At 60.4% G+C, this 23,919-nt stretch carries 19 protein-coding genes; 9 read left to right on the top strand and 10 right to left on the bottom strand.

Annotated elements, in window-relative coordinates; genetic code table 11:
• Positions 1-43 precede the first annotated feature (43 nt).
• The 5 genes from HBO09_RS15200 to aqpZ all read left to right on the top strand — a co-directional run bounded on the left by HBO09_RS15200 (position 44) and on the right by aqpZ (position 5,137).
• A complete protein-coding gene (locus tag HBO09_RS15200; protein ID WP_169993416.1) occupies positions 44-967 on the top strand; it encodes a LysR family transcriptional regulator in 924 nt (307 codons plus the stop codon).
• Positions 968-981: 14 nt separating this feature from the next.
• A complete protein-coding gene (locus HBO09_RS15205; RefSeq protein WP_169993418.1) occupies positions 982-1,785 on the top strand; it encodes an alpha/beta hydrolase in 804 nt (267 codons plus the stop codon).
• A 3-nt stretch (positions 1,786-1,788) separates the two neighbouring features.
• A complete protein-coding gene (locus HBO09_RS15210) occupies positions 1,789-2,352 on the top strand; it encodes a peptidylprolyl isomerase (RefSeq protein ID WP_169993420.1) in 564 nt (187 codons plus the stop codon).
• An 83-nt stretch (positions 2,353-2,435) separates the two neighbouring features.
• The gene (locus HBO09_RS15215; protein WP_169993422.1) at positions 2,436-4,268 is read left to right on the top strand and encodes an ABC transporter ATP-binding protein; all 1,833 of its coding nucleotides are present in this window, start codon (positions 2,436-2,438) and stop codon (positions 4,266-4,268) included.
• Between the two features lie 167 nt (positions 4,269-4,435).
• Positions 4,436-5,137 (top strand): aquaporin Z, encoded by a 702-nt coding sequence (gene aqpZ, locus HBO09_RS15220; RefSeq protein WP_169993424.1) that lies wholly within the window; start codon positions 4,436-4,438, stop codon positions 5,135-5,137.
• Between the two features lie 147 nt (positions 5,138-5,284).
• On the opposite strand, the gene HBO09_RS15225 is transcribed toward aqpZ, so the two are convergent.
• The 7 genes from HBO09_RS15225 to aceK form a co-directional block, all read right to left on the bottom strand.
• The gene (locus tag HBO09_RS15225; protein WP_169993426.1) at positions 5,285-6,409 is read right to left on the bottom strand and encodes a GNAT family N-acetyltransferase; all 1,125 of its coding nucleotides are present in this window, start codon (positions 6,407-6,409) and stop codon (positions 5,285-5,287) included.
• A 165-nt stretch (positions 6,410-6,574) separates the two neighbouring features.
• Positions 6,575-7,909 (bottom strand): OprO/OprP family phosphate-selective porin, encoded by a 1,335-nt coding sequence (locus HBO09_RS15230; RefSeq protein WP_169993428.1) that lies wholly within the window; start codon positions 7,907-7,909, stop codon positions 6,575-6,577.
• 335 nt (positions 7,910-8,244) lie between these two features.
• The gene (locus HBO09_RS15235) at positions 8,245-8,478 is read right to left on the bottom strand and encodes a zf-HC2 domain-containing protein (protein WP_169993430.1); all 234 of its coding nucleotides are present in this window, start codon (positions 8,476-8,478) and stop codon (positions 8,245-8,247) included.
• Complete coding sequence (locus tag HBO09_RS15240) at positions 8,472-9,086, bottom strand: RNA polymerase sigma factor (RefSeq protein WP_169993432.1); 615 nt, start codon at positions 9,084-9,086, stop codon at positions 8,472-8,474. Before HBO09_RS15240 ends, HBO09_RS15235 begins: the two co-directional genes overlap by 7 nt.
• A 212-nt stretch (positions 9,087-9,298) precedes the next feature.
• Complete coding sequence (locus tag HBO09_RS15245; RefSeq protein WP_029292357.1) at positions 9,299-10,420, bottom strand: beta-ketoacyl-ACP synthase III; 1,122 nt, start codon at positions 10,418-10,420, stop codon at positions 9,299-9,301.
• A gap of 226 nt (positions 10,421-10,646) precedes the next feature.
• Entirely contained in the window at positions 10,647-14,558 is a 3,912-nt protein-coding gene (gene hrpA, locus HBO09_RS15250) for an ATP-dependent RNA helicase HrpA (protein WP_169993434.1), read from the bottom strand.
• A 207-nt stretch (positions 14,559-14,765) separates the two neighbouring features.
• Complete coding sequence (aceK, locus tag HBO09_RS15255; RefSeq protein ID WP_169993436.1) at positions 14,766-16,499, bottom strand: bifunctional isocitrate dehydrogenase kinase/phosphatase; 1,734 nt, start codon at positions 16,497-16,499, stop codon at positions 14,766-14,768.
• A 400-nt stretch (positions 16,500-16,899) separates the two neighbouring features.
• On the opposite strand from aceK, the gene HBO09_RS15260 reads away from it, so the two are divergent.
• Positions 16,900-18,525 (top strand): methyl-accepting chemotaxis protein, encoded by a 1,626-nt coding sequence (locus tag HBO09_RS15260; RefSeq protein ID WP_169993438.1) that lies wholly within the window; start codon positions 16,900-16,902, stop codon positions 18,523-18,525.
• 71 nt (positions 18,526-18,596) lie between these two features.
• Positions 18,597-19,493 carry a DMT family transporter gene (locus HBO09_RS15265; protein ID WP_169993440.1) on the top strand — a complete coding sequence of 299 codons (897 nt, stop codon included), beginning with the start codon at positions 18,597-18,599 and terminating at the stop codon, positions 19,491-19,493.
• Between the two features lie 30 nt (positions 19,494-19,523).
• On the opposite strand, the gene HBO09_RS15270 is transcribed toward HBO09_RS15265, so the two are convergent.
• The gene (locus HBO09_RS15270; RefSeq protein WP_169993442.1) at positions 19,524-20,384 is read right to left on the bottom strand and encodes a DMT family transporter; all 861 of its coding nucleotides are present in this window, start codon (positions 20,382-20,384) and stop codon (positions 19,524-19,526) included.
• Positions 20,385-20,829: 445 nt separating this feature from the next.
• Between HBO09_RS15270 and HBO09_RS15275 the strand changes: the two genes are divergently transcribed.
• Positions 20,830-21,378: a hypothetical protein gene (locus tag HBO09_RS15275; protein ID WP_169993444.1), complete on the top strand. Its 549-nt coding sequence runs from the start codon at positions 20,830-20,832 to the stop codon at positions 21,376-21,378.
• Between the two features lie 42 nt (positions 21,379-21,420).
• Positions 21,421-21,585, top strand: coding sequence for a hypothetical protein (locus HBO09_RS15280; protein ID WP_169993446.1), 165 nt, complete (start codon positions 21,421-21,423; stop codon positions 21,583-21,585).
• Between the two features lie 44 nt (positions 21,586-21,629).
• Here HBO09_RS15280 and HBO09_RS15285 read toward each other — a convergent pair whose 3' ends face one another.
• Positions 21,630-22,568, bottom strand: coding sequence for an aspartyl/asparaginyl beta-hydroxylase domain-containing protein (locus HBO09_RS15285; protein ID WP_029292350.1), 939 nt, complete (start codon positions 22,566-22,568; stop codon positions 21,630-21,632).
• A 302-nt stretch (positions 22,569-22,870) separates the two neighbouring features.
• Positions 22,871-23,845, bottom strand: a complete 975-nt coding sequence (cysK, locus tag HBO09_RS15290; RefSeq protein ID WP_169993448.1) for a cysteine synthase A — start codon at positions 23,843-23,845, stop codon at positions 22,871-22,873.
• Between the last annotated feature and the right edge of the window lie 74 nt (positions 23,846-23,919).

Here is a 23,919-nt window from a genome sequence, read left to right on the forward strand (position 1 = left end):
GTCTCCAATAAGGACCGCCAGCTTAGGACAAGAGGAGCTCATCTTGAAAGCGCCCCGCGTGACCCTTGATCAATGGCGCACGTTGCAAGCCGTGGTCGACCATGGCGGCTTCGCCCAGGCGGCCGAAGTACTGCACCGCTCGCAATCCTCGGTGAGCTACACCGTAGCCCGCATGCAAGACCAGTTGGGCGTGCCCCTGCTGCGCATCGATGGGCGCAAGGCCGTGCTCACCGACGCCGGCGAAGTGCTGTTGCGCCGCTCCCGGCAACTGGTGAAAAACGCCAGCCAGTTGGAAGACCTGGCCCATCATATGGAACAGGGTTGGGAAGCCGAAGTGCGCCTGGTGGTCGATGCCGCCTACCCCAACGCCCGCCTAGTGCGCGCCCTCACCGCCTTTATGCCGCAAAGCCGTGGCTGCCGCGTGCGCCTGCGTGAAGAAGTGCTGTCGGGTGTCGAGGAACTGCTGATTGAAGGCGTCGCCGACCTGGCGATCAGCGGCTTCAGCATTCCTGGCTACCTGGGCACGGAAATGAGCGATGTGGAATTTGTCGCCGTGGCCCACCCCGAACACCCATTGCACCGGCTTAACCGCGAATTGAGCTTCCAGGACCTGGAAAGCCAGATGCAAGTGGTGATCCGCGACTCCGGGCGCCAGCAACCAAGGGACGTCGGCTGGCTCGGCGCCGAACAGCGCTGGACCGTGGGCAGCCTGGCCACTGCCGCTACGTTCGTCGGCAGCGGCCTGGGGTTTGCCTGGCTGCCGCGGCACATGATCGAGCGCGAGCTTAAAGAAGGCGTACTCAAGCAACTGCCCCTGGAGCAAGGCGGCAGCCGCCACCCGACGTTCTACCTGTACTCGAACAAGGACAAGCCCCTGGGCCCGGCCACGCAGATTCTCGTCGAACTGCTGCGCACCTTCGACACCGCACCGCTGGACGCACCTTTTGCCGCGCCCCGGCAAGCCTGAAACGGAGTTCACCCATGGCCTATTTCGAACATGAAGGTTGCACCCTGCATTACGAGGAATACGGCCACGGCGAGCCGCTGATCCTGATCCACGGCCTGGGCTCCAGTTGCCAGGATTGGGAACTGCAAATACCGGTATTGTCCCGGCATTACCGCTTGGTGCTGCTGGATGTGCGCGGTCACGGCCGCTCCGACAAGCCCCGGGAGCGCTACAGCATCGCTGGTTTTACCGCCGACCTGGTGGCATTGATCGAACACCTGCAACTGCCCGCCGCCCATGTGGTGGGCCTGTCGATGGGCGGGATGATCGCCTTTCAACTGGCGGTCGACCAACCGCATCTGCTCAAGAGCCTGTGCATCGTCAACAGCGCACCCGAGGTCAAGGTGCGCAGTGCCGATGATTATTGGCAATGGGCCAAGCGCTGGAGCCTGGCACGTGTGCTGAGCTTGAAGACCATCGGCAAGGCCCTCGGTGACAGGCTGTTCCCCAAACCCGAACAGGCCGACCTGCGGCGCAAGATGGCCGAGCGCTGGGCACGAAACGACAAACGTGCTTACCTCAAAAGCTTCGACGCGATTGTGGGCTGGGGCGTGCAGGAACGACTTTCGAAAATCACCTGTCCAACCCTGGTCATCAGCGCCGACCATGACTACACCCCGGTGGCACAGAAACAAATCTATGTAAAACTGCTGCCCGATGCGCGGTTGGTGGTGATCGAGGATTCGCGCCACGCCACACCGCTGGACCAACCCGAAACCTTCAATACAACCCTGCTCGATTTTCTCAAGACAGTCGAAACCACTTCCCAGGATCACTGACCCATGCTGAAAAAAATCGCCGTTTTTGCCGGTTCTGTTCTGTTTGCTGCCAACCTGATGGCGGCCACGCCGGCCAAGGCACCACACGTATTGATCACCACTACCAATGGCGAGATCGAAATCGAGCTGGATCCGGTCAAGGCGCCGATCAGTACCAAGAACTTCCTGGCCTATGTCGACAAGGGCTTCTACACCAACACCATTTTTCACCGGGTGATCCCGGGCTTTATGGTGCAAGGTGGCGGATTCACCCAGCAAATGTTGCAAAAACCTACTGAACCGCCGATCAAGAACGAAGCCAGCAACGGCCTGCACAACGTGCGTGGCACCTTGTCCATGGCGCGTACCAGCAACCCGAATTCGGCCACCAGCCAGTTCTTCATCAACGTAGCCGACAACGCCTTCCTCGACCCAGGCCGTGATGCTGGCTACGCGGTATTTGCCAAAGTGGTCAAGGGCATGGACGTGGTCGATATCATCGTCAACTCGCAAACCACTACTAAGCAAGGCATGCAAAACGTGCCTATCGATCCTGTCCTGATCAAGTCGGCCAAGCGCATCGACTAAGGTCCACAGGGAGTTCCGCGTGCCGCCCACAAGGCGGCGCGTGTATTTGAAAAGGAGAGCCCGCCCAGCGGGCGTCAGACCTAATGCTCTATCGTCGTTTTGAACAACTGATCGATATCTTCCGCGACGCTCCCAGCGCGGCACCTCCCGATAAAGTCCTGCCCTTCTACCTCTATTACCTGCGCCAGGTGTGGCCGTGCTTTGCCGCGCTGCTGGTGGTGGGCCTGATTGGCGCGTTGATCGAAGTGGCGCTGTTCAGCTACCTGAGCCGCATCATCGACCTGGCCCAAGGCACGCCGCCGGCCAATTTCTTCCAGACCCATGCCACCGAGTTGATCTGGATGGCCGTGGTCGCCCTGCTGCTGCGCCCGATATTCGGTGCCCTGCACGACCTGCTGGTGCACCAGACCATCAGCCCCGGCATGACCAGCCTGATCCGCTGGCAGAACCACAGTTACGTGCTCAAGCAGAGCCTGAACTTCTTCCAGAACGATTTTGCCGGGCGCATTGCCCAACGCATCATGCAGACCGGCAACTCGCTGCGCGACTCGGCCGTCGCCGCCGTCGATGCCATCTGGCACGTGGCAATCTACGCCATCAGCTCCCTGGTGCTGTTTGCCGAGGCCGACTGGCGCCTGATGATCCCGCTGGTCACCTGGATCATTGCCTACAGCCTGGCGCTGCGCTACTTCGTGCCACGGGTCAAGGAACGCTCGGTGATTTCCTCCGAGGCGCGCTCCAAATTGATGGGGCGCATCGTCGATGGCTACACCAATATCACCACCTTGAAGCTGTTCGCCCACACCCAGTCCGAGCAGGAGTACGCCAAGGAAGCGATCATCGAGCAGACCGAAAAAACCCAGTTGGCCAGCCGCGTAGTCACCAGCATGGACGTGGTTATCACCAGCATGAACGGCCTGCTCATCGTCACCACCACCGGCCTGGCCCTGTGGTTGTGGACGCAGTCGCTGATCTCGGTGGGCGCCATTGCCCTGGCCACCGGCCTGGTGATCCGCATCGTCAATATGTCGGGTTGGATCATGTGGGTGGTCAACGGCATTTTCGAGAACATCGGCATGGTCCAGGACGGCCTGAAAACCATCGCCCAGCCACTGGCGGTGATCGACCGCGAAAACGCCCCGCGCCTGCATGTGCCCCACGGCGAAGTGCGCTTTGAACAGGTGGATTTCCACTACGGCAAGAGCAGCGGCATCATCGGTGGCCTGAACCTGGCGATCAAGCCAGGGGAAAAGATCGGCCTGATCGGCCCTTCCGGTGCCGGCAAGTCGACCCTGGTCAACCTGCTGCTGCGCCTCTACGACCTACAAGGCGGGCGCATCCTGATCGACGGCCAGAACATCGCCGAAGTAGCCCAGGAAAGCCTGCGCGAACGCATCGGCATGATTACCCAGGACACCTCGCTGCTGCACCGTTCGATCCGCGACAACCTGCTGTATGGCAAACCCGACGCCACCGACCAAGAACTTTGGGAAGCCATACGCAAGGCGCGTGCCGATGAATTTATCCCGCTGCTGTCGGACTCCGAGGGCCGCATCGGCCTGGACGCCCATGTGGGTGAGCGCGGGGTGAAACTCTCCGGCGGGCAACGCCAACGCATCGCAATCGCCCGGGTCCTGCTCAAGGACGCGCCGATCCTGATCATGGACGAAGCGACTTCGGCCCTGGACTCGGAAGTGGAAGCGGCCATCCAGGAAAGCCTGGAAACCCTGATGCAAGGCAAGACGGTCATCGCCATCGCCCACCGCCTGTCCACGATTGCTCGAATGGACAGGTTGGTGGTCCTGGAAAAAGGCCAGATCGCCGAGACGGGCAGCCACGCTCAGTTGCTGGCACACGGCGGCCTGTACTCACGATTGTGGCAGCACCAGACCGGAGGATTCGTCGGTATCGACTGATTCTGGACTACTAACCGCGTTATCAATTCCGAACAATTCTGACAGTTTTTTCTATCTCACTGGCCGTGTATCACAATCCTGCTGTACTGCAATCAGGGCCCAGGGAGGGCCCTGACATCAGACTGCAGGGAAGCCTCACCGACCAGTTGATTTAGAAGGACGCGTTCATGTCTCTGTTCAAACGTTCCGTTACAGAAGGGCTAGGTACGTTTTGGCTGGTGTTGGGTGGTTGCGGGAGTGCGGTTCTGGCCGCAGCGTTCCCCGATGTCGGAATTGGTCTACTGGGGGTCTCCCTGGCATTTGGACTGACGGTCCTGACGATGGCGTTTGCCATTGGCCATATCAGCGGCTGTCACCTCAACCCGGCAGTCACCGTGGGCCTGGTTGTCGGCGGCCGGTTTCCGGTCAAGGAGCTGCCTGCGTATATCGTCGCGCAAGTCATTGGCGGCGTGGTGGCAGCAGCGTTGCTGTACTTCATTGCCAGCGGCAAACCGGGTTTTGAACTGGCTTCAGGGCTAGCGTCAAACGGCTACGGTGAGCATTCGCCAGGCGGGTATTCAATGGCGGCGGGGTTTGTCACCGAACTGGTGATGACCGCGATGTTCCTGCTGATCATCCTCGGCGCCACTGACCGTCGTGCCCCGGCGGGTTTGGCACCCATCGCCATTGGCCTGGGGCTGACGCTGATCCACCTGATCTCCATCCCGGTCACCAACACCTCGGTCAACCCGGCCCGCAGCACCGGCCCTGCGTTGATTGTCGGCGGCTGGGCGATCCAGCAACTGTGGCTGTTCTGGCTGGCGCCGATCCTTGGCGCGGTGATCGGTGGTATCACCTACCGTTGGTTGGGCAAGGAACAAACCGCCTGATCCACCCACGTCGATCCACCCTGTAGGAGCGAGCTTGCTCGCGAAGAACCTGAGGGCGCCGCGTTTATCCAGAATGAACGCGGTGTACTTGAGTTCTTCGCGAGCAAGCTCGCTCCTACAGGGGGAACAGGTTGAATTCCCTGAGCGTTATTGCTGCCGATACGGCAACGCCGAGCGCGCCTCTTCGGCATACGCCAGAATCCCCACCCGCTCACGCTCAAGGAAATCCGCCACGGCGGTTTTCAAGCCCGGATGGCGCAAGTAATGCCAGGAATGGGTAATCACCGGCTCAAACCCACGGATCAACTTGTGCTCGCCCTGGGCACCCGCATCGAAACGCTGCAGGCCATTGGCGATCGCGTAGTCCATGCCTTGATAGAAGCAAGTCTCGAAATGCAGCCGGTCGAACTCGCCCAGGCAGCCCCAGTAGCGGCCATATAGGCTGTCACCGCCGACCAGACTGAACGCCATGGCCACCGGCCGCGCCTCTTGCTTGGCCAGCACCACCCGTATCGCCTGCGGCATGCGTTCGGCCAACAGGCTGAAAAACGCCCGCGTCAGGTACGGCGACTGCCGGCGCACGGCGTAGGTGTTGGCGTAGCAAGCGTAGACAAAATCCCAATGGGCCTCGCTCAACTCATGGCCTTGCAGCCACTCGAACTCGATCCCCTGCCCCGCTACTTGCTCGCGCTCCTTGCGCATCTGTTTGCGCTTGCGCGAACTCAGGGCGTCGAGGAAGTCCTGAAAGTCGCGATAACCACGGTTCTGCCAGTGGAACTGGCAACCCAGGCGTTCCAGCCAGTCAGGTTGCTGGCCCAAGGCCGCGTCGGCCATGGTATCGGTGAAGTTGATGTGGGCACTGGAAAGCCCTTCGATCTCCAGATAACCCGGCAGGCTCTGGAGCAGCTCCAGGCCATCCGCGCCATTGGCCGCCAGCAAGCGTGGCCCGCTGACCGGACTAAAGGGCACGGCTGTCAGCAGCTTGGGGTAGTAATCGATGCCGGCGCGCGCGCAGGCGTCCGCCCAGCCATGGTCAAACACGTATTCGCCATAGGAGTGCCATTTGCGATAGCTGGGCAGTGCCGCGACCAGCCGCTCACCCTCGTAATGCAGCAAGTGCTCCGGCTGCCAGCCAGAATGCCGGCCAAGGCTGGCACTGTCCTCCAGCGCACTGAGAAAAGCATGGCGCAGAAACGGCTGATCCTCGGGGACCAGCGCGTTCCATTCATCAGGCGATATTTCGGACAGGCTATTCAAACGTTTCAACGGCATGCCATTCCCCGACGGTAAACGCTCACTCACGATATTCAGGCCATTCTGACAGAACCCGCCGCCCGCGCGGGCAGCAAAAAAAAACCCCGCCAATCGGCGGGGTGAAAAAGAGGATCGCGCTTTAACGGATGAAGAAAGAGCGCGGTGGAGCGGTATTACCGTTGCTTAGAACACGTACTGCACACGACCGACGATGGAATCACCGCTGTCATCGCCATTGGCGTTGGTGATCTTGTCGGTGCTGACCTTGCTGTAGTTCAGCGACAGCTTGACCGCTTCGTTGGCGTACCAGTTCACACCCAGGGTGTTCACGTTGGCCTTGGCGTCGCCGGTTTCGCGGGTAGCGCTGCTGACGACGATGTTCTTGTCGTCAACCTTGATGTTGTCGTAGCGGTAGAACACTTCCCAGGCACCGAATTGCTTGTTCTCGGGCTTGATCGCGTCGAACTTGCCGCCGTCAAGCTTGTAGGCACGGGACTCGCCGGTCAGGGTGTACGCCAGTTGGCCGTAGAAACCGCTGGTTTTCACGTCCTGGTAGGCATTGCTGTCAGCTTTCATCTTGCGGCTCAGGGCTTCAGCCTGTACCGAGAATGGGCCGGTTGCGAAGGCAAACTCACCACCGAACACGGTGTCGGTGTCATAGGCGCCGACTGCGGTCAGGTTGCTGGCGTTCAAGCCCACACCGCCGCCGAAGGTAGCGCGGTTGCCGTTGGAGCCGGCATCGTTACCACCGGTGGTGGCCACGCCACGAGCGCCGAGACGAGGACGAATCCGCGAGTCGAAGGCTGCATCGTTCAGGTCACGTGCTGCCACGTTCAAGCCGAAGTGCAGGACGTCGCCGCCTTTGTTCATCGGTGCCAACACGATACGGCCGTTGAATTGCTTCACGCCCTTGCCGTCTTCGTCGTTGATGTCCTTGGAGGCCAGGCTGGCCGAGCCGTAGAACATGTCAGCCGCAGTGCCGCTGACCTGGATGCCCATGCCGTTTTCGTGGGTGTTGACCCAGTCCGCAACCTCGTAAGCCGAGTTACGCTCCATGGCGGTGATCCACTTGGAGCTGGTGGCTTTTTCCAGACCGAAATCCGGGTCAAAACGACCGACGCGAATGGTTACCGGCTTGAAGCCCACATAGGACATGGACGCTTCGTCGAAGTAACCGTCGTCGGAGTTACCCGAGTTGTGGGAGAAGTCGTAGTTGAGCTGGTATTTGAAATCCTTGTAGACGGTGCCACCCAGTTCCAGGAAGGCGCGACGGAAGTAAGCGGCGTCGCCCGAGTCACCGTTCTTGGTGTAGAAGCCGTCAAATGAGCCGTAATCGGCTTGCAGGCGACCACCCAGCTTGAAGCTGAAGTTCTGGTCGGTAGTAGCAACCTCAAGGCCGCCCTTGGTTTTGACAACGATATCGGCGCCGTCAGTAGTGACAGTACCAGCGAAAGCCTGGGCGGTAACGGCCAGGGCCAGGGCGCTGGCCGCGAAACCGGCGAAGTGCTTACGGATCATCGAAGAATTCCCCTAATTGGTGGTCTTTTGCGTTGGAAAACACACGGGTTCTGCCCCGCTGGTGTTGGGAGGGGATCTTGGCGAGGGGATATTTCAGGCAAGTTGCTAGAAGATAAATATTTTATTACAAGGGAACTTTCTTACAACCACTGGGAATAAGCGCAAAGCTATAGCCGCCGTGGGCTTGAGCGGAAAAAGTACGAGAAATGTCAGGTGAAAAAAAGGTGAAAAAAACTTACAAACCTGCAATGTTTTTCCGCGCAGAGCTTTTCGCCGACACAAAAAAGCCCGCGACGGCGACGTTGCGGGCATGGAGTGCCGTAGAAGGCTCTGGGTCAGGAGTTGCGTTTACGCTCCGCGGCCAGGCGTTCGGCCAACCCTTCGGCATCCGGCACCTCGGGTTCGGGCAGGATGTGCAACGTGGCTTGCATCAGCCGCATCTGGCGAATGAAGCGCCGGCAATTGGCGCAGAACATCAGGTGATGGCGCATCAGCAGGCGCTCACGAAAGGTCAGTTGCCCATCGAGATAATCGCTGGAACGCGCCACTTGTTCTTTGCAGGTCAACATTCACCGGTTTCCTCGAAATGCTCCACCGTAGCGAAGACTTTTAGCCGCGCCCGATGCAGCAGTACTCGCACATTGGAGAGCGAGATTTCCAGAAGATTACAAATCTCCTCCAACTCCAGGCCCTGGCGCTCGCGCAGCAACAGCACGCTGCTTTGCAGCTCGGAAAGACTGAGCAGCGTGTGTTCCAGGCATTCACGTAACTCGTTTTCGGTGAGCAGCGCCTCGGGGGTGTCCTGGTGCCAGGCAAAGGGCGCGATCAACCAATGCTCGTCGCCAGCAGCAAAGCGCTCATCACCAATGGTCCCGTGGGGCGACGGCAAGTCGTCGAGCAACACTTCCCGACGGTTCTGCTTGTAGCGCCCCTTGGCCGAGTTGGCGGTGATGGTCAGCAGCCAGGTCTTGAGGCTGGAGCGCCCTTCAAACCGGGCAAGGCTGCGCACCACCGAGAGCCAGGCGTCCTGGACCACTTCGTCGGCATGGCGCTGGCCAACGATGGCGTAGGCCACCGCACGCATGGCGCTCTGATACTGGGTGACTAATTCCTTATAGGCCCGCTGCTCGCCCTTGAGCAGGCGTTCAAGCAGGTGCGCGTCGTCGGCTGCTGCCATTCAGAATCTCACTGTGTTGAGGGGAGCCGTTGTGGCGAGGGGGCTTGTCCCCCGCTGGGCTGCGCAGCAGCCCCAATAAAACCCACTGTGCAGTGTCAGGCAGACCGAGGGGCTGGTTTTGGGGCTGCTGCGCAGCCCAGCGGGGGACAAGCCCCCTCGCCACAATAAGCCCCTCATTGCCACGACAAGCCCCTCTGCACAACAGTCCTCAATCAGCGCTTGCGCAGGATCACGCTGCCAATCGAATACCCGGCGCCAAACGAGCTGAGTACCGCCAGCGCGCCCTTGGGCAGGTCGTCCTGGTAGGTGTGGAATGCGATCACCGAGCCCGCCGAGCTGGTGTTGGCGTAGGTATCGAGGATCACCGGTGCTTCTTCAATCTCGGCTTCACGGCCCAGCAGTTTCTTGACGATCAGGTGGTTCATGCTCAGGTTGGCCTGGTGCAGCCAGAAGCGCTTCACGTCGGTCACGCTCAACTGGTTTTCAACCAGATGCTGGCCGATCAACTCGGCAACCATCGGGCAGACATCGCGGAAGACTTTGCGGCCTTCCTGCACGAAAAGTTTATCTGGCGCCCCAATGCCCTCTTCCGCAGCGCGGTTGAGAAAGCCGAAGTTGTTGCGGATGGTATTGGAGAACTTGGTCAACAACTTGGTGCTGACAACGTCGAATTGGTGCTCGGAAGTGGCCAGGTCGGCACGCTCCAGAATCACGGCGGTCGCCGCATCGCCAAAGATGAAGTGGCTGTCGCGGTCACGGAAATTCAGGTGGCCGGTGCAGATCTCCGGGTTGACCATCAGGATCGCCCGGGCCTGGCCCAGTTGGATGCTGTTGCAGGCGTTCTGAATGCCGAAGGTCGCCGAAGAACAGGCCACGTTCATGTCAAAACCGAACCCTTGGATGCCCAGGGCTTCCTGGACTTCGATGGCGATGGCCGGATAAGCCCGCTGCAGGTTGGAGCAGGCAACGATCACCCCGTCGATATCGGCGGCGGTCTTGCCGGCACGCTGCAGGGCTTGCTCGGCGGCGCCCACGGCCATCTGGCAGAGGATCGACCACTCGTCGTTGGAGCGCTCGGGCAAGCGCGGGGTCATGCGCGTGGGGTCAAGAATGCCTTCCTTGTCCATGACAAACCGGCTCTTGATGCCCGAAGCCTTTTCGATAAAGGCGGCGCTGGATTCGGTCAACGCCTGAACGTCACCCTGCTCGATAGCCACGGCGTTGTCGGCATTGAACTGTTGAACGTAAGCATTGAAAGACTGCACCAGCTCTTCGTTGGAGATGCTGTTGGCCGGGGTGTACAGGCCTGTGCCGCTGATGACGACGTTATGCACGGTCGTTCCTCTAAATCTGTTCAGGCAGAAGGGATTGGTACCTTCGTACCAAACCGTAAGTCGCTCTAGTCCGCCGTGCGGACATCAAACGGGGAAACGCTTTGTCCCGGCGCGTCGAGGCTGATACAGCCAATCTAGACGATCCTGGCATTTATAGCGGCGAAGTTTGCCATAAACCGGGGGGTTTGGCGCCTGTCACGCGTGCACCTGCCCCCGGTATTGCAGGTCAAGGCTCGACCTGGCTCCACTGTTTGCTCAAGCGCTTGTCGGAAATCGGTGCCTTGGTGCCCAACTGCTGGGCAAACAACGACACCCGGTATTCCTCCAGCCACCAGCGGTAAAGCTCCAGCTGCGGATCGCGCTTGCCTTCCTGGGCGTGCTTGTTCAGGCGCGTCTGGTACTGGCTCCACAGGCCGCTCAACTCACCGCTCCAGACCCGATCCTTCTGCACCTGGCTGGGCAGTTTTTCCAGGCGTAGCTCGATGGCCTTGAGATAGCGCGGCAGTTCCTTGAACCATTGCGCAGGGGTTTCGCGCACAAAGCCTGGGTACACCAGGTTGCTCAGTTGCTGCTTGATATCGTTGAGTGCCACGGCCTGGGCCAGATCGATCTTGCCCTTGAAGCGCTTTTGCAGGCCGTGCCACAGTTTCAATACTTCCAGGGTCAGGCGCGCCAAGCGTTCGGCGTGCTCGGTCCAGCTACCACGCTTGCGCTCGGCCAGGGCTGCCAGGCCCGCGCCATCCCGGGGCAGACTGGCCTCGCCTTCCAGCACGCAGCTGTCGAGGCTGGCCAACAGAATATCTTCCACCAGGGCGTCGATACGCCCCAGCTCGCGGTACATCAGCCCCAGCTCGGTAAGACCGGGCAACTTGCCGCGCAGGAATTTTGCCGGCTCGGCCAGTTGCTGCATCAACAGCCGCTGCAAGGCCCGGCGATGCTGGAATTCGGCTTCGGCGGCGGTGGAGAAACGCCCTTCCTTGACCGTACCGTTTTCCTCCACCAACGCCGGATACACCGTCATCGACAGCCCGGCAATCTTTTGCTGGGTGGTCTCGGCCACGGCGGCGAAGACCTTGGCTTCCACCGGCAGCTGGCTTTTGGCAGTCTGCGGCACCGCCAGGGCGGCCTGGCTGGCTTCGACAAAGCGCGCAGTCAGCGCTGCCAGATCGCGGCCCTCGCCGAGGAACTTGCCCTGGGCGTCAACCACTTCCAGGTTCATTTTCAGATGGTTTTCCACCTGCTGCGCGGCTTCGCTCCAGGCTTCGTCGCTGACTCGCGCACCGGTCATGCGCAACAGTTCACGCCCCAGCGCCTGGGGCAGCGAGCCCTGGGCAAATTCGATACGTTGCAGCGCAGCCTTGACGAAGTCCGGCACCGGCACGAAGTTCTTGCGCAGGGCCTTGGGCAGGTTGCGCACCAGGGCAATGCACTTGGCCTCGATCAGCCCCGGCACCAGCCACTCCAGGCGCTCGGCGGGCAAGGCCGGCAACAATGGGGCGGGCACCCGCAAGGTCACGCCGTCACGCGGATGATTGGGTTCGAAGTGATAACTCAAGGCCAGGGCCAGGTCGCCCAGGTGCAAGGTGTCCGGGTAATGGGCAGCGGTGACTTCACTGGCTTCGCGCGCCAGCACGTCTTCTTCGCGCATGATCAACAGCTGCGGATCTTTCTGGCTGGTGATCTTGTACCAACTGTCGAAGGTCGCCGTCTGGTGGATCTCCGCTGGCAGGCGTGCGTCATAGAAGGCGTATAGGGTTTCTTCGTCAGCCAGGATATCGCGGCGCCGGGCCTTGGCTTCCAGTTCGTCCAGTTGCTCCAGCAACTGCTGGTTGGCGGCCAGGCACTTGGCCCGGGACTGGATCTCACCACGCACCAGGCCTTCACGGATAAACAGCTCGCGGGACACCACCGGGTCCACCGGGCCGTAATGCACTGGCCGACGCCCCACCACAATCAGGCCGAACAGGGTGATCTGCTCGAAGGCCACGACCTGGCCGCGCTTCTTCTCCCAATGGGGTTCGAAGTGGTTTTTCTTGATCAAATGCCCGGCCAGAGGCTCGATCCAATCGGCATCGATCTTGGCCACCATGCGCGCATACAGCTTGGTGGTTTCCACCAGCTCGGCGGTCATCAACCATTGAGGGCGCTTCTTGCCGATCCCCGATGACGGGTGAATCCAGAAGCGCCGCTGACGGGCCCCCAGATAGTCGCCATCTTCGGTCTTCTGGCCGATCTGGCTCAGCAGGCCGGACAACACCGCCTTGTGCAGTTTCGGGAAATCCGCCGGCTCCTTGTTGACCGTCAACTGCATGTCACGGCAGATCAGGCTCAACTGGCGGTGGGAATCACGCCACTCGCGCAAGCGCAGGTAATTGAGAAAATTCTTGCGACACCAGTTGCGCAACGGGCTGGCGGTCAATTCTTGGCGCTGCTCTTCAAAGCCGCGCCACAGGTTGACCAACCCGGCGAAGTCCGAATCGGGATCCTTCCATTGCGCGTGGGCCTGGTCGGCCGCTTGCTGGCGCTCCGGTGGGCGCTCGCGCGGGTCCTGGATCGACATGGCACTGGCGACGATCAGCACTTCCTGCAAACTGCCGAGCTTGGCCGCTTCCAGCAACATGCGGCCCATGCGCGGGTCCACCGGCAGGCGCGCCAGTTGCCGGCCCAGGGGCGTCAGTTGGCTGTTGCGGTCCACCGCAGAGAGTTCCTGCAGCAGGTTGAAGCCGTCGCTGATGGCCTTGCCATCTGGTGGCTCGATAAACGGGAAGTCGGTGATTTCGCCCAGGCGCAGGTGCAGCATCTGCAGGATCACTGCCGCCAGGTTGGTACGCAGGATTTCCGGATCGGTAAATTCCGGACGCCCGATAAAATCTTCTTCGCTGTACAGACGCACGCAAATGCCCGGCTCGACTCGACCGCAACGGCCTTTACGCTGGTTGGCGCTGGCCTGGGAAATCGCCTCGATCGGCAGGCGCTGGACCTTGGCGCGGTAGCTGTAGCGGCTGATGCGTGCGGTGCCACTGTCGATCACATAGCGGATGCCCGGCACGGTCAGCGAGGTTTCTGCGACGTTGGTCGCCAGCACCACGCGCCGCCCCGGATGGGACTGGAAAATGCGCTGCTGTTCAGCCGGCGACAAGCGCGCGTACAACGGCAGGATTTCCGTGTGCTTGAGCTGGGCCTTGCGCAGCATATCGGCGGCATCGCGGATCTCGCGCTCACCGGGCAGGAACACCAGCACATCCCCCGGACTCTTGCGCTCGCTGCGCTCAAAGGCGGCGATTTCATCGAGGGTGGCGAGGATCGCCTGGTCCACGGTCAAGTCGTCTTCGACGCGGTTGCCCTCTTCGTCCTGTTCCAGGGTCAGTGGGCGGTACCAGGTTTCCACCGGGAACGTACGCCCCGAGACCTCGACAATCGGCGCATCGTCGAAGTGCTTGGAGAAGCGCTCCAGATCGATGGTGGCCGACGTGATGATGACTTTGAGGTCCGGGCGACGTGGCAGCAGGGTCTTCAGATAGCCGAGCAGGAAGTCGATGTTCAGGCTGCGCTCGTGGGCTTCGTCGACGATGATCGTGTCGTAGCGCTCGAGGTAGCGGTCGTTCTGGGTCTCGGCCAGCAGGATGCCGTCGGTCATCAGCTTGATCAGGGTGTTGGAGTCGCTCTGGTCCTCGAACCGCACCTGATAGCCGACCAATGCTCCCAGCGGCGTGGCCAATTCTTCCGCGACCCGGCTCGCCACACTCCGCGCAGCGATACGCCGGGGCTGGGTATGGCCGATCAAGCCGTACTGGCCGCGACCGATTTCCAGGCAGATCTTCGGCAACTGCGTGGTTTTACCCGAACCGGTCTCGCCCGCGATGATCAGCACCTGGTGCTTTTGCAGCGCAGCCTTGATTTCATCGCGCTTGGCGGCGATGGGCAGGCTGTCGTCATAACGAACCTGCGGCACGCTGGCAGCACGCGCCGTGACCTGGGCACAGGACGCCTGCATGCGCGCCACCCACTGCGCCAGCTTCTCCTCATCGGGCTTCTTGCGCAGCTCAAGCAACTGCCGGCGCAAGCGGTGGCGGTCGGCGAGCATGGCGTGATCGAGGTTTTTCAGGAGTTGGTCGATAGCAGGCGCTTGGTCAGTCATCAGGTACTTTGCAGGTCGTCTATTTATGCACGGCCGGCAATTGTGGCAGAAAAGCGCACACAACGTTAAAGGCTGCGTAAATCACCTGTAGGAGCTGTCGAGCCCCAGCGAGGCTGCGATGACGGCGGCACTGCCAGCATCCATGTTGCCTGACCCACCGCTATTGCAGCCTCGCCGGGGTTCGACAGCTCCCCCAGGGTTTAGCCCCTATTCGTTATCCAGGCCCTTGCGCCGATACGGGAACACATCAATCACTTTGCCCGCCCGAATCGCCTCTTGCAGGCCTTTCCAGTAGTCGGCGTTGTACAGCTCACCGTGCAACTCATCGAACAAGCGCCGTTGCCCGGCATCGGCAAACAGGAACGGCGGAAATTCCTCGGGGAACACGTCCAGGGGGCCGATGGAATACCAGGGTTCGGAGGCCATTTCATCTTCCGGGGTACGCGGCGCCGGGATATGGCGGAAGTTGGCTTCGGTGAGGAAGCAGATCTCGTCATAGTCGTAGAACACCACGCGACCATGGCGGGTGACGCCAAAGTTCTTCAGCAGCATGTCGCCGGGAAAGATGTTCGCCGCCGCCAGTTGTTTGATTGCCAGGCCGTAATCTTCGAGGGCTTCGCGCACCTGGGCCTCGTTGGCGTTTTCCAGATAGAGGTTGAGCGGGGTCATGCGCCGTTCGGTCCAGCAGTGGCGAATCAGCACCGTGTCACCTTCCACCTCGACCGTGCCCGCAGCCACTTCCAGCAATTCGGCCAGGCATTGCGGCTCGAATTTGCTCAAGGGGAAACGGAAGTCGGCGAACTCCTGGGTATCGGCCATGCGCCCGACCCGGTCGACACTTTTGACCAGGCGGTACTTCTCGATCACCGTCGCACGGTTGACGTTTTTCGACGGCGAGAAGCGGTCCTTGATGATTTTGAATACCGTGTTGAACCCCGGCAGGGTGAACACGCTCATGACCATCCCACGCACGCCCGGGGCCATGATGAACTGGTCGTCGGTGCTGGCCAGGTGGTTGATCAACGCCCGGTAGAACTCCGACTTGCCGTGTTTGTAGAAGCCGATGGAGGTGTACAGCTCGGCGATGTGCTTGCCCGGCAGGATGCGTTTGAGAAAGCCGATGAATTCCGCCGGTACCGGCACATCCACCATGAAATAGGAGCGGGTGAACGAGAAGATGATCGACACATCGGCTTCGTCGGTAATCAGCGCGTCGATGCGAATCCCCTGCCCTTCGCGGTGCAACAGCGGGATCACCAGCGGCCACTGTTCATCGCGGGTATAGAGGCGGCCCACCAGGTACGCGCCCTTGTTGCGATAGAGCACCGAAGAAAACAACTCGACGTTGAGGTCCGGGTCCTTGCAGACCCAATCCGGCAGGCTCTCGCGCAGTTGCGCTTCGAGGCGCTGCAGGTCGGCGGCCAGATCGGCGTAGGGCTCGCTGAAGCGGTAGTCGCTGAAAATCTGCTCGAGCATGCCCGCCAGTTGGCCCTGGGGCTTGTAGGTCCGGGTTTGCGCGGCGCGGGCGCGACGCAGGCTCGGGCGGGTGGTATGGATGAACATGCAGCCGTCGCTGATCAGGTCGTGGCTGAACAGCCCGCAAAAGATCGAGTTGTACCAGGTCTCGGACAGTTCATCGTCAAAGCGCAGGTCGATCAGGCTGATATAGGCGCTCTTGACCAGTGGCCAGGACTTGATATCCAGCAACGCGCCTTCGTCGAAGGCTGCCCGCAGGCGTGTGGTGACTTCACCGACCTTTTCTTCATACAGATTGATCCGCGCCGCCGAGGCGGTTTGCGCCTCTTGCCACTGCGCCTTCTCGAAGCGCTCGCGGGCGCCGTCGGTGATCTGGCGAAAATGCTCACGGTAATCGTCGAAGCCATCGAGGATCGTCTGTGCGATGGACTGCGCGGTGTCGATGGCAGGCGTTTGCTGCGGCATGTCGGAGACCTCTGCGGGCGTTCGGAAGCCCTGAGATTAGCCAGAGTCCGCGAGCAGGAGAAGTACAATTTTTGCCAGGCGACGCCACGCGGATGGGTGCACCGCAAACAATTTTTACGATTTTTTAATTCGACCATCCGGTCAATAAAACACCCAAAAAGTCACGTCGCGCTGATTAATCGATTCATCTGAAGGCCGCAAAAGCCGGGCGCTGGCGCCAAAGGAGGGAGCAACCCATGCCGGCGTGGGTTTTGCGGCCTTGTAGCCGTTTGGATCCAACGTAAGGGAAACCCTGATTACCTCAATGATGTCACTTTGCTATACAGCCCGCCTTTTTCCCTGATAACAAGGTCAAAAGACCGGCTCGGGAACAGATTTAAATCGCCCAAGGAGCATTGAGATGTCATTGAGGAATATAGGGATCGGCCTGCGTGCCAGTCTGAGTTTTGCGGTTTTGGCCAGCCTGCTGGTGCTGGTCGGGTTGTTTGGCCTGGGGCAGATGGCCAAGCTGCGCGAAAGTGCCGCCATCATTGAGACGGCCTGGATGCCGAGCATCGAGAACATCCACGACAGCGCCGCCAACGTCGCGGTGATCCGCCTGGAGGCGCTGCGCTTGTTGACCACCGATGAGTCGGCCGTGCGCGAGCGCAGCAAAGGCTTGATCAGCAAGGAGCGCGGCCAGTTGCAGGAACGCCTGGACAAGCACCTGGCCCTGCTGAGCAATGATCAGGAGCGCCAGCTACTCGACCAGCTCAAGGCCACCGTGTCGGGCTATATGACCATCGTCGACCAATTGATCCAACTAGTGGACCAGGACCACCAGATGCAGGCCCTGACCCTGCTTACCGACAAGTTGACGCCCCAGGGCGTGATCCTCAACCAGAGCCTGGGCGCTTTGATCGACTTCAACCAGCAAGGCGTGGAAGAGGCAGCGCAATCTGCAGCGCAGATGTACCAAAACGCACAGTGGATCGTCGGCGCAATCATCGTGATTGCCCTGATCGCGACGTTGCTGCTGGCCTGGCTGTTGACCCGTAGTATCACCACGCCCCTGGAGCAGGCGTTGCGCGCGGCACGCACGATTGCCGCCGGCGACCTGAGCCAGCCGATCCAGGTGCAGGGCAAGGACGAACCGGCGCAGTTGCTGGGCGCCCTGGCCAGCATGCAGGAGCAGTTGCAGGCAACCATTCGCGGCATCAGTGAATCCGCCCAGCAATTGGCCTCGGCGGCCGAAGAGATGAGTTCGGTGATGGAGCAAAGCACTCGCGGCCTGCAAGCCCAGAACGATGAAATCGAGCAGGCCGCCACCGCCGTCACGCAAATGAGCGCGGCGGTGGATGAGGTGGCGGGCAATGCGGTCTCCAGCGCCGAAGCGTCCCAGGCGTCCGATGAAGACAGCAAGCACGGGCATTATCAGATCAGCGAAACCATCAGCTCGATCCAGAGCCTGGTCAACGAGGTGCTCGACGCCTCGGGCAAGGCCGAGGGCCTGGCGTTGCAGGCGCAAGACATCAGCAAAGTACTGGAAGTGATACGCGGGATTGCCGGGCAGACCAACCTGCTGGCGCTTAACGCTGCCATTGAAGCCGCCCGCGCCGGCGAGGCCGGGCGGGGCTTTGCGGTGGTGGCCGACGAGGTCCGCTCCCTGGCCCAACGGACCCAGGACTCCACCGAAGAAATCGAGCAGATGATCACCGGTATCCAGCAAGGCACTCAGGACACGGTCGGCGCGCTCACCAGCAGCGCCGAGCACGCCAGCCAGACATTGCAACGGGCCAACAGCGCAGGCAGCGCCCTGGAAAAAATCACCGCCGCCATTTCGCAGATCAGCCAGCGCAACCTGGTGATCGCCAGCGCCGCCGAGCAACAGGCGTCGGTGGCCCGGGAGGTGGATCGTAGCCTGGTGAACATCCGCGACCTGTCGACCCAGACCGCTGCCGGTGCGACCCAGACCTCGGCCGCCAGCCAAGAGCTATCGCGCCTGGCAGTGGACCTCAATGGTTTGGTGACGCGGTTTATTGTGTAGTTGATACGTAAAAGATTGTGTCAGGCAGGTCCCTGGGCAACACTCTCGCCCTGATAAAAAAGGAGTTGTCCGTGAGACCTGTCGACACCCTGTACCTGCTGGTACTGGCCGCCATCTGGGGCGCGAGCTTTCTGTTCATGCGGATTATCGCCCCCGAAATCGGCACGATTCCTACAGCATTTTTCCGGGTGTCAATTGCCGCCGCCGGGTTGCTGGTGATCCTGGCGATGCTGAGGGTGCGCTGGGACTTCCAGGGCAAATTCAAGACGGTCCTGCTGCTGGGGGTGATCAACTCTGGGATCCCCGCGACCATGTATTCGGTGGCGGCCCAGGTCTTGCCGGCGGGTTACTCGGCCATTTTCAACGCCACCACGCCCTTGATGGGCGTGTTGATCGGCGGGCTGTTCTTCCATGAACGGCTGACCCCCTCGAAGATCGCCGGGGTGTGCCTGGGCCTGTTCGGCGTGGGTATTCTCACGCGAGCCGGGCCGGTGGCCTTTGACCTGGAACTGCTGATGGGCGCCCTCGCCTGCCTGCTGGCGACCACCTGCTACGGCTTCGCCGGCTTCCTGGCGCGCCGCTGGCTGGATCAACAGGGAGGCCTGGACAGCCGCCTTTCGGCCTTGGGCAGCATGCTCGGTGCCACGTTGTTTCTATTGCCATGGTTTGGCTGGAGCGCCATCAGCCATCCGCCCGCCAGTTGGGGTGGCTGGAATGTGTGGTTGTCGTTGCTGGGCCTGGGACTGCTCTGCACGGCGTTTGCCTACATCCTGTACTTCCGCTTGCTGACATCCATCGGGCCGGTAAAGTCGATGACCGTCACCTTCATGATTCCGCCCTTCGGCGTGTTATGGGGCGCGTTGTTGCTGGATGAGCCGCTGTCCATGGCCCATCTATATGGCGGGATGTTGATCGCGGGGGCGCTGTGGCTGGTGCTACGCCCAGGGAAACTGATCAAAACCGTGTAGGCGCCGGCAAGCCGGCGCCTACACGGGGTATCAGGCTTTACGGAAGACGAACACCAAGCCGATGATGATCAAGCCCATCCCCAGCACACTCAGCAGCGCCAGCCGATTGCCAAAGATCAGGTAGTCCATCACCGCAGTCACTGCCGGTACCAGGTAGAACAGGCTGGTGACATTCACCAGGTTGCCCCGGGCGATCAGGCGGTACAGCAGCAGCGTCGCCAACAGTGACACCACCAGCCCCATCCACAGCACAGGCAGGTAAAAGCGACTGCTGTGCTCGAAATGAAAGGGTTGGAACGGCACGAACACCGCACACAACGACAAGCCTGCCAGGTACTGCACTGGCAATGTGCCCAACGGGTTGTCGGTAATGCGCTTCTGCATGATCGAGCCCAGGGTCATGCTTGCCAGCGCCAACAAGCCAAACAGCATGCCGGCCAGGGACATGCCGGCCAGGCCGATGCCCTGGTACACCACCATGACCAGACCCGCCAACCCCAGCGCCAGGCCGAACATCCGGCGCCATGAACGCTGACGTTCCATCAACACCACGGTGAGGATCGGTTGCACCCCCATGATGGTTGCCATCACGCCGGGGGTGACCTTCAGGTCCAGGGCCAACAGATAGAAAATCTGATAGGCCCCCAGCAGCACCAGCCCGGTGGCCACCGCATACCACAGTGGTTTGCCCGGACGCGGCAACCGCAGCTTGAGGATCGGTACCAGCACCACCAGGCCCGCCAGGGCAATGGCAAAGCGGATCAACAGGAAGGCAAAGGGTGATGCATGGGCCAGGCCCAACTTGGAGAAAATCGCCCCGCTGCTCCACAGCAGGACAAACAGACTCGTCGAGGCCGCCGCGGCCACGGATTGTTTCGAAAGCACAGACATGATGAACACCTGTAGTCAGGCAAAAAGCCAACTCAGCCAAGGCTGAAATTCAGTAGGTTCGGTACAGGCGGGCAACGGGCAACAGCGATCTGCTGATCAGCCCGAAATGCCGACGCCCGGCGGTGATACGACTGCGTACACCGGCGTGCTACTGACAGGTGGGGGGTAATGACTGATCTGCACAGGCTGCTGATTCCCGCACGGCACGACCGCAGCGTTGACCGCTGAATCGACTACCGCTATGCGTGGGGAAGCAGGCATGGGCTGATCTTTTTTGAAGGGATTAAAGGTGCTGTGAAACACCTGGCGACGACTATAACCAGCCGGTGACACGCTTTGCAATGGCTTTGCCAAAAGGCCAGTAAGGACAAGTTGAAAAACCACCTCTAGCCTTGGGAAAAACCAACGTACTCCTCTTCAGGAGGCTTTCGACTCATGACCGCCAATGCCAAAAACACGCGACTCCTTGCGCTACCAGCTCTACCGATCCAAAGCTTTACGCCTTGCGAATGCATCGACTCAACAGTGGTACAAAAACCTGAAACACACCGACGCCCAAGGCGCAGAGATCGACTTGACCCATGTCCGTTTTGAATTGATCGACAGCCAAGCATTGGCTGCCTATCAGGACTGGGCAGAAGACTCTCACTTCTCATGGGACGAGGTTGCGACATGGAAAAGCCGTGAACCGATGGCGTTCGATTTGTCCCTCTGGTACGACGAGGTGCTCTGTGGGCTGTGCTTTGCCAATCCCAATCAAAGCCGATTGCGGATCAAGGTCATCCGCCTGGAGGGAAGACCTGGAAAATCCCACCCTTTGAAAAGCCGCATAGCATCACTGACGATGATTGCCATCGACCATTACGCGAGAATGATTGGCAGCCAATGGATAGAAATTCAGGAGCCCGCACCCGGGGCTATTCCCCTCTATCAAAACCTGGGCTTTGACTTCGATTCACGGGGCAGGCTTGTGATAGCGGTAGAGAACGAATAGCATCTCAAACATGTTCAATTAATGATCAATCGTGGAGGCTGCATGGGAGAATTTATTAAAAAACCCGTCGCCCGAAAAGCGTCGTCCAAGGCCGGCCAGGAACCTAAAAGCACTGTGCTGACTGCCAATCAGCGCCGTTTTCTCAACGCGGCTATGACCGGCAACGTTGAAGAACCAAGCCTTTTGGCGGGTCACCCGGAAAAATAAAAGTCATAAAAAAACCGCTCATACGAGCGGTTTTTTTGAACCCATCAGCCAAACAACCAATACACCAACGCCCCCACCACCACCGCCGCCAATACCGGCCGCATGACGCGATAAGCTTTGGGGTGCTTGCGTTTCCACTGCTTGACCACACCACTGAAGCGATCGCTGAAGCTCTTGCTCCACGCATAGGCCTGGTTGATCCCGCCCACGCGCTCGTCGTCCAGGTTCTGTGGCGCAGTCGCACGGCCCAACTGGGCACTGACCCAGCGGTTGATGCGGGTCATCAATCGGTTGCTCAGGGGGCGCTCGATATCGCAGAACAGAATCACCCGGGTCTTCTCGGTTTCGTTCTTCACCCAGTGCACGTAGGTTTCGTCGAACATCACATCTTCGCCATCGCGCCAGGCGTAGATCTGGCCATCGACGAAAATACGGCAGTCGTCGGAGTTGGGCGTCGACAACCCCAAGTGATAGCGTAGGGACCCGGCAAACGGGTCGCGATGGGGATTGAGGTGGCTGCCGCCCGGCAACAGGGCAAACATGGCGCCCTTGACGTTGGGGATGCTGCTGACCAGGGCCACGGTTTTAGGGCACAGCAACTCGGCCGATGGCAGCGGTTTGTCGTACCACTTGAGGTAGAAGCGCTTCCAGCCCTTCTTGAAGAACGAGCCGAAACCGGCATCGTTGTTCTTCTCGGCGGCGCGGATATAGCCTTCGTCGAACAGATGCATGGCCTCGTCGCGGATCACTTCCCAGTTGTCCTTGAGCACGTCCAGTTCCGGGAACTTGCTGCGGTCCAGGTAAGGCTTGGACGGCACAGCCGAAAAGATGTACATCAAGGCGTTATACGGGGCGAACAGCGCCGAATGGTTGACGAACTGGCGCAGCACCGGCAAACGCGCCTTGCCGCGCAAATGCACGTAAAGCGTACTGCCGATAAACAACAGCAGCACCGACAGCTTGGCGGCCAAAGAAAAGGTCATGCAGCAACTCCTGGAAATAGCCTCCCGGCAGCGGGAAACCCGACATAGCAGCCGGCCATGATAAACACTCCAGGCCGGAGGAAAAACCCGCGTTATCCAACAATACGTTTTAAGGGGTGCGCGGCGAGCAAACAATTATGCATAAAGGGCATCAAACCGGGCTGATTTGGATCAACCCGATTTCTATAGGAGCGAGCGTGTCTGCAAGGGGCATTCAGGCGAAGAATGAAAACGGTACGCGTGCCTTCTGGTTAGACGTGCCGCCCTCAGGGTCTTCGCGAGCAAGCCTCGCTCCTACAGGGTCAGGCCTGGTTTTCCTGGTCGGTGAACAGATCGCTGAACAGCATGCTCGACAGGTAACGCTCGCCGGAGTCCGGCAGGATCACCACGATGGTCTTGCCCTGCATTTCCGGTTTCTCGGCCAGGCGCACGGCCACGGCCATCGCCGCACCACAGGAAATCCCGCACAGGATGCCTTCTTCCTGCATCAAGCGCCGGGCCATGGCCTTGGACTCCTCGTCACTGACCAACTCCACCCGGTCGACCATCGACAAGTCGAGGTTCTTCGGCACAAACCCTGCACCGATGCCCTGGATCTTATGGGGGCTGGGCTTGATTTCCTCACCGGCCAACGCCTGGGTAATCACCGGCGAGCTGATGGGCTCCACGGCCACCGAGAGGATCGGTTTGCCCGCGGTGTTCTTGATGTAGCGCGACACACCGGTGATGGTCCCACCCGTCCCCACACCCGCCACCAGTACATCCACGGCGCCATCGGTGTCGTTCCAGATTTCCGGGCCAGTGGTTTTCTCATGGATGGCCGGGTTGGCCGGGTTGTCGAACTGGGCCGGCATAAAGTAGGTCGCCGGGTCACTGGCGAGGATTTCGCCGGCCTTTTCGATGGCGCCTTTCATGCCCTTAGCCGGCTCGGTCAACACCAGTTCGGCGCCCAGGGCCTTGAGCACCTTGCGTCGCTCGATGCTCATAGACGCGGGCATGGTCAGCAACAACTTGTAGCCACGGGCAGCGGCGACAAAGGCCAGGCCAATCCCGGTGTTACCTGAAGTCGGCTCGACGATGGTCATGCCGCGCTTGAGTTTGCCGCTGCTTTCCGCGTCCCAGATCATGTTCGCGCCGATCCGGCACTTCACCGAATACCCAGGGTTACGCCCTTCGATCTTCGCCAGGATGGTCACGCCACGGGGCGCGATGCGGTTGATCTGAACCAGGGGCGTGTTACCGATGGAGTGCGCGTTATCTGCAAAAATGCGGCTCATGGCGGGGTCCTTTACGCGGTTTCAAGAAGGCAACAAGGGTATGCCTCGTACTCCAAGGCGTCCAGTCGAGGAAC

Source organism: Pseudomonas sp. WS 5027, assembly GCF_012985695.1.
Taxonomy (GTDB): domain Bacteria; phylum Pseudomonadota; class Gammaproteobacteria; order Pseudomonadales; family Pseudomonadaceae; genus Aquipseudomonas; species Aquipseudomonas hygromyciniae.